Origin of the sequence: Streptococcus mitis (genome assembly GCF_905187495.1) — a bacterium.
GTDB classification, from domain to species: Bacteria; Bacillota; Bacilli; order Lactobacillales; family Streptococcaceae; genus Streptococcus; species Streptococcus mitis_CU.
Map to the genome: position 1 here is coordinate 1 of NZ_CAJJIB010000017.1, position 12,122 is coordinate 12,122.

General features: G+C 41.1%; 8 protein-coding genes. 2 read left to right on the top strand and 6 right to left on the bottom strand.

From position 1 onward, the window contains the following. On the bottom strand, positions 1-2,915 hold a 2,915-nt coding region (pclA, locus tag JQ843_RS03715), incomplete at its 3' end, for a pneumococcal collagen-like adhesin PclA (protein WP_203212925.1). A 215-nt stretch (positions 2,916-3,130) separates the two neighbouring features. Here pclA and pclR point away from each other — a divergent pair. Beyond that, on the top strand, positions 3,131-4,615 hold the full coding sequence (gene pclR, locus JQ843_RS03720; RefSeq protein ID WP_203212926.1) for a virulence transcriptional activator PclR: 1,485 nt from the start codon (positions 3,131-3,133) through the stop codon (positions 4,613-4,615). A 47-nt stretch (positions 4,616-4,662) separates the two neighbouring features. On the opposite strand, the gene yaaA is transcribed toward pclR, so the two are convergent. From yaaA to JQ843_RS03745, 5 genes are all read right to left on the bottom strand, one after another. Continuing rightward, positions 4,663-5,391 (bottom strand): peroxide stress protein YaaA, encoded by a 729-nt coding sequence (yaaA, locus tag JQ843_RS03725; protein ID WP_203212927.1) that lies wholly within the window; start codon positions 5,389-5,391, stop codon positions 4,663-4,665. 78 nt (positions 5,392-5,469) lie between these two features. After that, complete coding sequence (locus JQ843_RS03730; protein WP_203212928.1) at positions 5,470-5,634, bottom strand: YczI family protein; 165 nt, start codon at positions 5,632-5,634, stop codon at positions 5,470-5,472. Between the two features lie 169 nt (positions 5,635-5,803). Further along, positions 5,804-7,399, bottom strand: a complete 1,596-nt coding sequence (locus JQ843_RS03735) for a hypothetical protein (RefSeq protein WP_203212929.1) — start codon at positions 7,397-7,399, stop codon at positions 5,804-5,806. Between the two features lie 11 nt (positions 7,400-7,410). Then, a complete protein-coding gene (locus JQ843_RS03740) occupies positions 7,411-7,821 on the bottom strand; it encodes a peptide deformylase (protein WP_203212930.1) in 411 nt (136 codons plus the stop codon). A 117-nt stretch (positions 7,822-7,938) separates the two neighbouring features. Then, the gene (locus JQ843_RS03745) at positions 7,939-10,635 is read right to left on the bottom strand and encodes a cation-translocating P-type ATPase (protein WP_203212931.1); all 2,697 of its coding nucleotides are present in this window, start codon (positions 10,633-10,635) and stop codon (positions 7,939-7,941) included. A gap of 294 nt (positions 10,636-10,929) precedes the next feature. Between JQ843_RS03745 and mntE the strand changes: the two genes are divergently transcribed. Then, complete coding sequence (mntE, locus tag JQ843_RS03750; protein WP_203212932.1) at positions 10,930-12,114, top strand: CDF family manganese efflux transporter MntE; 1,185 nt, start codon at positions 10,930-10,932, stop codon at positions 12,112-12,114. Positions 12,115-12,122 lie beyond the last annotated feature (8 nt).

Genomic DNA, 12,122 nt, shown 5'->3' on the forward strand with positions numbered 1-12,122 from the left:
TGAGCTCCGTCTTGACCACGTTCACCTTGGAGACCTTGAGCACCTTTGTCCCCTTTAGGTCCTTGTGGTCCTTGTGGCCCTTGTGGTCCTGCAACTCCGTCTTCACCTTTTAGACCTTGAGGTCCACGAATGTTACCAATCTTATCCCAAGTTCCGTTTTCTTTCTTATAAACATCACCTGTAGTTGCATCGATATAAGTGTCGCCATCTTTACCATCATCTGCTGTTGGTGCTTTAGGTCCACTTAATAATTCAGCACCATTACGTCCATCTGCTCCGGCTGCTCCGGCTGCACCATTGGCACCGTCTGTACCATTTAAAATATCAGCTGAACTAATTGGCTCGTCAACTCCTGGATCATATTTACCATTTCCATTGTTATCGAAGTAAGCTGTAATACGAGTTCCAATTACTTTTGGTTTTTCAGTTGGAGCTGGGGTATCTGATAATGCTCTTCTTACCCTTCCGCTTCTTTGATTATTCAGTCTTACTGCTGCCTCTGCTAAAGCATTTAAATCAATATTTGGTGTACGTCCATCTTTTCCGTCTTTTACATTAACGGTTACAGGCTCTTCTCCTGGAACTGTAAATGTAATGTCAGTACTACGGCCGTCTGCTCCACGAGCAGTTGTGATTTTTGGAGTTTTCCCGTCACGTCCCGCTGCTCCTGTTTCACCACGGTCTCCACGTTCACCTTTTTCACCTTTAGCACCATCTGCAATGACAACTTCTTTTAATTTCTTATCAGAAGCATCTAATTCGTTGTTTCCATTTTTATCGTAATAGAAGATAACAGTTGTTGTTTTATCAGCTTCATTTCGTTGAGTCGCAACTAATGGACTTGCACCATCGAAACCATCTCTTACAACAGTACTTGTAACATTACCTCTACCGTCGTTAATAGTGATAGTATGAGTGCCGTCATTTTTATTATCTTTAACGGTTACGGTTGGAGTTACACCGTCACGACCTGCCTGACCTTGCGCTCCAGTCAGACCGCGTTCGCCTCGGTCTCCTTTTTCACCTTTGGCTCCTTGCGCTCCAGTTAGACCGCGTTCGCCTCGGTCTCCTTTTTCACCTTTAGCTCCAGTTAGACCGCGTTCACCTTGGTCCCCTTTTTCACCCTTGGCTCCATCTTTAATAGCAATTTTTTGAACAAGTTCGTCTACGCCTTCAGTATAAACACCATTTCCATCGTTATCAAGATAGAAAGTGAGGTTATTTGTATCACCAACTTTATTTTGATCAACACGTGGTTTTACTGTATCGATTAGCTCTTTAGCCACACCAATTTGCATAATACGTGGCTTAGCTTCTTTAGTAACAGAATTACTAATTGGCAATCCTAAAAGTGTTTCGTTACCAAATCGATGAACTTTATAGGTAATTTGACGTTGTCCTTTTTCACCTTCTCGAACTAATCTAGTTTGACCTTCTGGTAATTTACTAGTTGGAAGGTAGACTGTTTGGAAATCAATGTCTTCTGAAACAGTCTTATTATTAGTACCACCATAAGGGTTTGCATCCAAGTATAGTGGATTTGCTCTATGATAATAGTTGGAGTTGCTGTATGGGTCATTGCTAGTAGCGGCACCGCCACCACCTTGGTCCACGTTAAAAGTAACAGGTTTCAAACGAACAGACAAGTCACCATTTGGATTATTGATTGGCAAACTAAATCTGATTGTTTGTTCCGTATTTGTTGAAGTAGCAGAGGTCATACTGTATCCTGAGTGAGATACGAAGTTGGCACCCTGGCTAATAGGTTTTGATTGATCTCTTAACCTTGGAGTTGTGATTGTCGCATTGGAAGGATTTCCAAATCCATCCCCTTTATCCAAGATAAAGTTATTATTAACAAATTCGCCCGGACCAGAATATTTGATTGTGAAATTCAATTTATTACCTTGACGTACTGTTGTTACATCGTAATGAATTGAATTACCACCACGTGAGTTCCCGTAGCCACGGAAACTATAACTACGACCACCTTGGCTGATGTCTGAAAATGCAACTGTATTTCCAGAACCTGAGACAATTGGGTTGGCTGGATTGCTAGCCGCTCTAAAGCCACTATGACCTTTATCCAAGTCTTCCTTACGGATAGCTGGATTTTGGCGAGCATCAGAAAGGCTCAAACCTGGTTTCAAGATTTCATTAGTAGATTTTGGAGCTGAAGTTGTTTCTACTTTGGCAGGTGCATTAGTTGCTAAAACGCTACTATCAACAGCTGAACGGTCAGTCGTTGTTGCAACTGGCTTAGCTTCTTCTTTGGCTTCTGCTGTGTCAGCTTTCTTCACTACAGGAGTTTCTGATACAGTTCCTTTATCAGAGTTAGAACGAAGTTCTAGACCAATAATAGCCGATTGGATAGATGTCTCTGCTGCTGATATTTCAGCTTCAGATGCATCTGCTTTCCCAAGCAAGCTTTGACCAGCTTGGATACTTGCTTGCAAGTTAGCAGCACTTGCTTCTGTATATAACTTACTTTCTAATTTTTTAGCACGTGAAAGAGCTGTTAACAATTTTGACTTGTCAACAGCATCTTGATGACTTGCTTCTTTTTTGTCTTTTGCTTCTTCAACTTTTTCTGCTGGTCTAGTAGCTTCTTCAGTTTTAGCTGGAGTCGTTTCTACTGGGTTAGCAACAGTTGGAGCTGCATAAGTTGTTTCTTTTTTAGGTGTAGAAACTTCTGCTGGTTTAGTAGCTTCATCTACCTTATCCTTATCAACAGAGACACTATTAGTTGCCTCAGGATGTTGTTCCTCTGCTTGTACTGATTGCGCATTGGCAGCAGTTCCCAAGACTAAGGCTGTCCCGAGCAAGACACTAGCCGCACCAAAGTGATACTTACGAATAGAGTATCGTTGTTGCATGCTATACCAGTCAAATGATTTCTTATGTGAATGTTTCATTTCAAACTCCTAGATAGTATTTTATAGTTTACACTTTACAACTATTTGAGCCATTAATCAATATTATCTATGAAATTAATATATCTGATTTTTGTACCATGGAGCCATATTTTTTTTTTTTTTTTTTGAATTTAATGTACATATTTTTAATTCTTGTTTTTTTGTACAAAAGAATCATAATTATGATACAATATAATTTAGGAGGAAATACCTAAATGCGCAACCTTTTATCCACAAAAGACCAAAGACAATTACGTTTAATGGAAACCTTAATTCAGAATCGTAATTGGATAAGGTTACATGCACTTGCCGAAAAATTAGGATGTACAGAACGAATCCTAAAAAATGATTTAAATGAATTACGAACAGCTTTCCCAAATATTGACATCCAATCTTCCGTTAACGGAATTATGATTGATTTAGATGTTAACACTAGTGTAGAAGATATTTATCAATATTTTCTAGCCCATTCCCAATCTTTTCAATTACTAGAGTATATGTTCTTCAATGAGGGGCTACCTATTTATCGAACAGTTGAAAATCTTCACTCAAGTAATGCCAACCTCTATCGATTAGGCCGAAATATTACAAAAACTCTATCATCACAATTTCAGATTGAATTATCTTTTACCCCTACTGCAATTCTTGGTAATGAAACGGATATTCGTTATTTTTTTGCCCAATACTTTTCTGAGCGCTATTATTTCCTAGACTGGCCTTTTCCAGACCTTCCTGAGGAGAATTTAACAGAGTTTGCTGATTTCTTCTATAAAATCACGAATTATCCAATGCGATTTTCAATTTATAGAATTTACAAATTGATGATAGCTATCAGTATTTACCGCGTCAAAAATGGTCATTTTATCGACTTACCAAATCATTTCTTCGATGAATACTACCCTCTTTTGATGAATATTCCAAATTTTGAGGAGCTACTTGTCCATTTCTCTGAAAAACTGGGACTTGAAATCACTCCAGATATCATCGCCCAAATTTTTATATCCTTTATTCAAAACAATCTTTTCTTAGATCCTCAAGAATTCTTCAACTCTTTAGAAGAAAACAGTGAAGCAAGATACTCTTACCAATTACTGAGTCAAATATTAGAACGCCTATCAAAACAATATAAGATTACTTTTACCAACCACGATGAGCTGATTTGGCATTTACACAACACTGCTTTCTTTGAAAGACAGGAAATCTTTTCTACCCCAATCTTATTTGAACAAAAAGCATTGACGATTAAAAAATTTGAAGTTTACTTCCCAGACTTTATGGGAAGTGCACGTCAAGAACTGGCTCAATACCGTCAAGCAATTGGACAGCATGACCATCCTGAACAGTTGGAACACCTGATGTACACCATCTTAACCCATGCTGAAAACCTCTCTACTCAGTTGTTAGAAAATCGACCACCTATCAAGGTTTTGATTATCAGTAACTTTGACCATGCTATATCCCTTACCTTTGTTGATATGCTTTCCTATTACTGTAATAACCGCTTTACCTTCGATATTTGGGATGAATTACAAACAAGTCCTGAGATTTTAAATCAGACAGATTACGATATCATCGTGTCTAATTTCTATATTCCAGGGATTACTAAGAAGTTTATTTGCCGAAACCATCTGTCAATCATGGATTTGGTTAATCACCTCAACACTTTATCAAATGAGATTCATATATCCAATACTTTATAAACTAAAAAGTCAGCAGGGTCCTGCTGACTTTTTCTCTTATCTGATTTCTATACTTCCTTAACAAAAACTAATTCCTGTGGTTGGGACAGGTCTTCTCTATAAACAAATCCTGCAAAGCTTAAGCGACGAGCTTCCTCCACCGTCTGCACTCGATTTTCTATCAGAGATGTTAGGAAGGCACCACGCGCTTTCTTTGAAATGGTTGAGTGAATCTTCAGCTGGCCACCCTTGTCCTCCATGAATTTAAAGGTCACCATTTTTCCTCTGATTTCCTTAGAAAATACAGTCTCAAACTCGGATGACAAGAGAGAGAAAATTAGGTCTTCACCATTCATAGCTTCATCATAGGTTTGCTTCCAATGGCTCTTCAAAGTCTTACCTGCGACTTTTAACTTCATCAAAAAGTCCAAACGGTGAGGGGCTATGGGTGACAAGGCTGGTACGACTCCGTACAAAGCCGAAGTAATAAAGACATGATTTTCAAGATAGGCTTGTTCTACCTCGGTCAGTTTGTCTCGCTTGATATGACGGTACATAAGCCCATCAAAAAGTTTCAAGGCTGGATAGTGTTGAGCAGTTTGACTTTTCAAAGCTTGGATATGTTGAAATTCCTCCGCCGCCTTTTCAGCTGATACCTTGTAAAAACTCTCCAATTGACTAGCAGAATAGAGGGCCAAGACATCCAGCACAGCCTGACTTTCTTGTTTTAAAGGAGCGGCTTCAATACTCGGCAAGTCTGTGTTCATTTCTTTTGCTGTTGGGATTAAAATTTTCATATTAATAGTGTAGCATATTTTTTAGCCACTACCAAGAAATTCATCTGAAAAACCTCGGTTTGACCGAGGCTTCTCTATTTATTTTGGCCATCCTAACCAGACAGCCACGAGAACAAGGGCTAGGCCAGCTAAGCTTGTTAAGATAGATAAGAATTTATCTTTTTTCTCCTTGAACTGAGAAACACCTATCTTCAAAGCGAGCAGTCCGAGTAGCATTGAAGCAAGCATCACATAAAAACCCATTTATTTGTCCTCCATTAGTCTTAATTTACCTTATTATAATATATATTTCTTAAATAAACCTTTTTTATACTCAATGAAAATCAAAGAGCAAACTAGGAAACTAGCCGCAGGTTGTACTTGAGTACGGCAAGGCGACGTTGACGAGGTTTGAAGAGATTTTCGAAGAGTATTACTGTACTTTAAAGGTCTTGAGATAGTTGTCTTTTCCTACTTGACCTTCGAAGGTTTTACCATTTTCAAGGTAAGGGAGGTCATCTGATACAGACGCCTTAACCTTGTAAATCTTGCCATCAACTTTAAAGAAGTAGACGGTGTCCCCCTTGATAACAGCTGATTTGAGGTCTGCTACCACACCCTTGATACTTTCTGTGGTTTCATTATCAATTTCAAGATCGTTTTTGTTGGCGTATTTGCTGAGTAGTTCTTCCACTGTCGTTGCTACGATAACATTTTGGTACTCGACTGCGTCTACCAGGGCGTACTCTTTGACCAAACCAGCATTGTCCTTCAAGCCCATGATGTAGAGAGGCTTGTCATTGAGGTTGATGAGGATTGGGAAGGTTGCCTTGTAGGATTTCTCCTGAACAGCACCTTCGGCTGATTCACGGGCTGATTCTTCGGTCGCAGAAGCCAAGCTGTACTTAGTAATTTCTCCTATTCGCATATTTTCAAGGATAAAACCAAGATTACTTTCATCTGCATTGGCCGACGTCACGCCTGTGTAGAGATAGATGTCATTACCGATAGACAAATAATTATATCCCTTGGTAGTCTGGGTTACGTTTTTCTTGGAAATCATGGCATTCCAGAAACCGTCCTTGTACTTGCCGTTATAGTTGATTTGCTCAATGGTTTCCTCAGCTGGATAAACCCTGTCCACCCATTCTGGAACATCTGACAAGCTGTATTCCTTGGTTTCTCCATTTGTAGCATCCAAGATAATGACTGAAACAGGACGAGGAACTGCAAGTCCAAATTGCTTTTGGTAAACTGTAGCCACATAGAAAGGATTGCCCTCATCGTCCACCTCAAAAGATGGAGTCTTGAAGATTTTAGTTGGGTACTTCAATCGGAGGTGACGCTTGACATCGCGGTTAAAATACTCTGAGTCCGAATACTTGATTGGTGTCTTCAAGTCTACCAAATTCGCATTTCCAGTTACCATGTCCACCTTGATATACTCGCCGATTCCCTTAGCTTGATTGTTAAACCATTTGATAGGGTCTGCGTATTCTAGTGGCGTCACTCGATAAGGCTTCCCATCAATTGTCAATTGGGTATAGGTATCTGCCGCTACGTACTGCGACACCTTATCTGTTAGGGAACCCAAGTAGCGGTCACCAATTTTTTCAGCAGTACTTCTATCTAAGATAGGAACCTTACTGGTGTCAGTCTTAGGAAATTCAGTAAAGTCTTTTTCCGTAACCGTGACTACATTGGCATAATTTTTAGCCTGAAAAATACTAGAAGTCACCAAGGAAACCAAGGCTGCTAAGAGAAGAATTCCTCCAATAGAAGCTAAAAGGATTTTCCCTAACCGATTGATTTTGAAACCCTCAAGATTTAAGGCAGCTTCCGCCTTGCCGTGGCGCACATGAACCGTTTTGACAAGGTTTATTCCCTTGCCAAAGCCAAATAAGATTGCTACAACCAGCAAATGCCCACAGAGGAAAAAGAGAAATTCCCAGCTGGTCAGGTTAAGAGGCGGTAAAAAGATATACCAGGTCGTTGCGATAAAAATCAGTTCAAAGACTATCCGTTTCATTTGCGTTCCTCCTAAATGATTCGTCCTTCCAAGTGATCCAGTTCATGCTGGCAAATCTGGGCTGGGAAGCCTGTCAAGGTAATGGTCTGTTCCTGCCACTTGTTGTCACGATAGGCAACCTTTATGGTTTCATAACGCCTAATAGGTCTCACACCTGTCAAGGACAAACAGCCTTCCTCTGTCTCATAAGGTCCTTCAGAGGACAGGAGCACTGGGTTGAACATGACCACAGGAACCAAACCAAGATTAAAAATAATCACGCGCTTTTGCACCCCAATCATATTGGCAGCTATACCAACGCAGGTCTCACGATTTGCTAAGAGCGTATCTTGTAAATCTCTGGCAAGATACAGATCTTCCTGACTTGCCGGCTGAGACACCTGAGATAAAAACAAAATATCCTTTACAATTTTCTTCTCCACTTCCTCACACTCCTCTTACTTTTTACTATATTATAGCAATTATAGCACAAAAGCCGATAACTGCAAGCCCTTTCCCTCAACTGTAACAAAAAGCCATCCGAAGATGACTTTTTCTTTTTAAATCGCATTCTTGTCAAAGCCAAGTTTGCGTTGGATAAATTTAACGATTTCGACAATAATAATCATTGAGAAGCTTCCGCCTATAACGATTCCCCATTGTGACAAGTCTAGTTTGGTTACGTGGAAGATTCCTTCAAGCGGTTCTACGACGATTGTTGCCATGAGAAGGATGAAGGATACCAAGATGGACCAGTTGAAGGTCTTAGACTTGAATGGGCCAACTGTCAAGATGGATTGGTAAACAGACTTGACATTATAGGCATGGAAGAGCTGAATCAAACCAAGGGTTGCAAAGGCCATAGTTAGGGCATCTGCGTGAATGGCATGATTGTCACCCACGTGAACCGGATAGACAAGGGCAAGGCCATAAACACTCATAACAATAGCAGCTTGGAGTACACCTTGATAGATGATAGAACTCAAAACACCACCTGAGAAGAAGCTTGCCTTGCGTCCACGTGGTTTATGGTTCATGACACCAGGCTCAGCAGGTTCAACACCTAGAGCGATAGCTGGGAAAGTATCGGTTACCAAGTTGATCCACAAAAGATGAACTGGTTGTAAGACATCCCAACCAAACAAGGTTGATAGGAAGATAGTTAATACTTCAGCAGTATTGGCAGAAAGTAGGTACTGAATAGTCTTTTGAATGTTTGAGAAGACCTTACGTCCTTCTTCAACTGCGACGATGATAGTCGCAAAGTTATCATCTGCAAGAATCATGTCAGATGCCCCCTTAGAAACCTCTGTACCAGTGATTCCCATACCGATACCGATATCGGCTGTTTTCAGAGCTGGGGCGTCATTGACACCGTCACCTGTCATGGCAACGACCTTACCTTGTTTTTGCCATGCCTTGACGATACGAACCTTGTGTTCTGGAGACACACGGGCATAAACAGAGTATTGACCTACCACTTTTTCAAAGTCTTCATCTGACAGTTCATTGAGTTCAGCACCAGTTAAAACGTGACCTTCTGTATCGTTTGCGTCAATGATTCCCAAACGTTTAGCAATAGCTTCTGCTGTGTCTTGGTGGTCACCTGTAATCATGATTGGACGGATTCCCGCTTCCTTGGCTACACGAACAGCTTCAGCAGCTTCAGGACGTTCAGGGTCAATCATCCCAATCAAACCAGTAAAGATTAAATCATTTTCAAGCTCTTCAGAAGTCAGGTTTTCTGGAATGCTATCGATAATCTTATAAGCTCCTGCAAGGACACGCAAGGCTTGATGGGCCATTTCAGAGTTGTTTGTATGAATGAGGTTTGTAACCTTCTCATCAATCGGAGCAATATCCCCAGCCTTATCACGAAGAACACAACGTTTCAAAAGTTGGTCTGGCGCACCCTTGACTGCTATAAGGAAACGACCATCTGGCAATGGGTGAACCGTTGACATGAGCTTACGATCAGAGTCAAATGGCAACTCGGCCACACGCGGATATTTCTCTAAAAATCCTTTGACATCGTAGCCCTTGTCCAAGGCATATTGAATGAAGGCTGTTTCAGTAGGGTCACCAATCAGGTTGCCTTCCACATCGATTTTAGTATCGTTTGCCAAAACAACTGAACGAAGAAGGGGCATTTCAAGACCTAGTTCAATATCATCAGCTGAGTCATGTAGAACCGCATCGTAGAAGACTTTTTCGACTGTCATCTTGTTCATAGTCAGCGTACCAGTCTTATCAGAAGCGATGATTTCCGTTGAACCAAGTGTTTCTACTGCTGGCAACTTACGAACGATTGAGTTTCGTTTGGCTAAAACTTGAGTACCAAGGGCAAGAACAATAGTTACGATAGCTGGGAGCCCTTCTGGAATAGCTGCAACGGCAAGGGCAACAGAGATCATCAACTCACCGAGTGGATTTTTCCCTTGAATGAAAACACCCACTACAAAAGTAACAAGTGCAATAACCAAGATAGCATAGGTCAAGACTTTAGAAAGGTTGTTCAAGTTTTGTTTAAGTGGTGTATCTGTCTCATCCGCATCTTGAAGCATACCAGCGATATGACCAACTTCAGTGTACATCCCTGTATTGACAACAACACCCATCCCACGACCATAGGTCACGTTTGAGTTTTGGAAGGCCATATTGACACGGTCCCCAATACCAGCATCTGCAGCAAGTTCAACTGTCAAGTCTTTTTCGACTGGCACAGACTCACCTGTCAAGGCAGCTTCTTCGATCTTAAGAGAATTAGCTTCTAGCAAACGTAGGTCTGCAGGTACTACATCACCAGCTTCGAGAGCGACGATATCACCTGGTACCAATTCTTTAGAATCAATCTCCGCCATATGACCATCACGAAGAACGCGGGCAGCTGGACTAGACATGGATTTGAGGGCTTCGATAGCTTCTTCTGCTTTCCCTTCTTGGTAAACACCAAAGGCAGCATTGATGATTACCACGGCTAAGATGATAATGGCATCTGCGATATCTTCCCCACCAGAAGTCACGACTGACAAGATTGCTGCCGCAACTAGGATGATAATCATCAAATCCTTAAATTGCTCGATAAATTTGACCAGGATTGATCGTTTCTCGCCTTCTTCGAGTTCATTGTGGCCAAATTCGGCAAGGCGCTTTTCCGCCTCACTTGATGACAAACCTTGTTCGGTCGCATCCACAGCCTTCAAGACCTCTTCAGGACTTTGAATGTAAAACGCTTGGCGTTTTTGTTCTTTTGACATGTGTCTCCTCCTTGACATTGTGTGCAAAACAGACTCTCTTTTTCTCATCGTATCTTTTCACGACAAACAAAAATCATAACAAGTCTCGCTGTTTAAGATAGGGCTGGAAAGCATACTCTTCAGTATAAAATTCGGAATGACGACACTATCACAGGTTTCTGCCAGCTACTCCCTTGAGTAGTACTATTATACCAAATTTTGAAAAGTTTTCAAAGAGTAAAAACTGCCTTATTTGAATTTTCCCTTGAAAACCAGTATAATGGTAGAATGCTATGTGACTAGAAAGGAAGTTGAATGAAGCAATCTATTTCAAATCTCAAGTTGGCGGAACGTGGTGCCATTATCAGTATTTCGACCTATTTGATCTTGTCTGCAGCCAAATTAGCAACTGGGCACCTCCTCCATTCATCCAGTTTGGTGGCCGATGGTTTTAACAACGTGTCGGACATCATTGGAAATATTGCTCTCTTGATTGGGATTCGAATGGCGCGCCAGCCTGCTGACCGAGACCACCGTTTTGGCCACTGGAAGATTGAGGATTTGGCTAGCTTAATCACTTCTATCATCATGTTCTATGTTGGCTTTGATGTCCTAAGGGATACCATTCAAAAGATTCTCAGTCGTGAAGAAACAGTCATTGACCCTCTGGGTGCAACCCTGGGAATCATTTCTGCAACGATTATGTTTCTAGTTTATCTCTACAATACTCGCCTCAGTAAGAAATCCAACTCCAAGGCACTGAAGGCTGCCGCCAAGGACAATCTTTCTGATGCTGTCACCTCACTTGGTACTACCATTGCAATCCTGGCTAGCAGTTTCAATTATCCCATTGTGGATAAACTGGTTGCCATTATCATCACTTTCTTTATCTTGAAAACTGCCTATGATATCTTCATCGAGTCTTCCTTTAGCCTTTCGGATGGCTTTGATGACCGTCTGCTCGAGGACTACCAAAAGGCTATCATGGAAATTCCCAAAATCAGCAAGGTTAAGTCGCAAAGAGGTCGCACCTACGGTAGCAACATTTACCTAGATATCACGCTGGAGATGAATCCTGACTTGTCGGTTTATGAGAGCCACGAGATTGCGGATCAAGTCGAGTCTATGTTGGAAGAGCGTTTTGGGGTCTTTGATACCGATGTCCATATCGAGCCAGCACCTATACCTGAGGATGAGATTTTAGACAATGTCTATAAAAAATTACTCATGCGCGAACAATTGATTGACCAGGGAAATCAACTGGAAGAACTCTTGGCTGATGATTTTGTCTATATTCGTCAAGATGGAGAACAGATGGATAAAGAGACCTATAAAGCCGAAAAAGAGTTGAATTCTGCTATCAAGGACATCCAAATCACTTCTATCAGTCAGAAAACAAAACTCATCTGCTATGAGTTAGAAGGTATCGTCCATACCAGTATCTGGCGTCGCCACGAAACTTGGCAAAATGTCTTTCATCAAGAAACCAAAAAAGAATAGAGAAATCC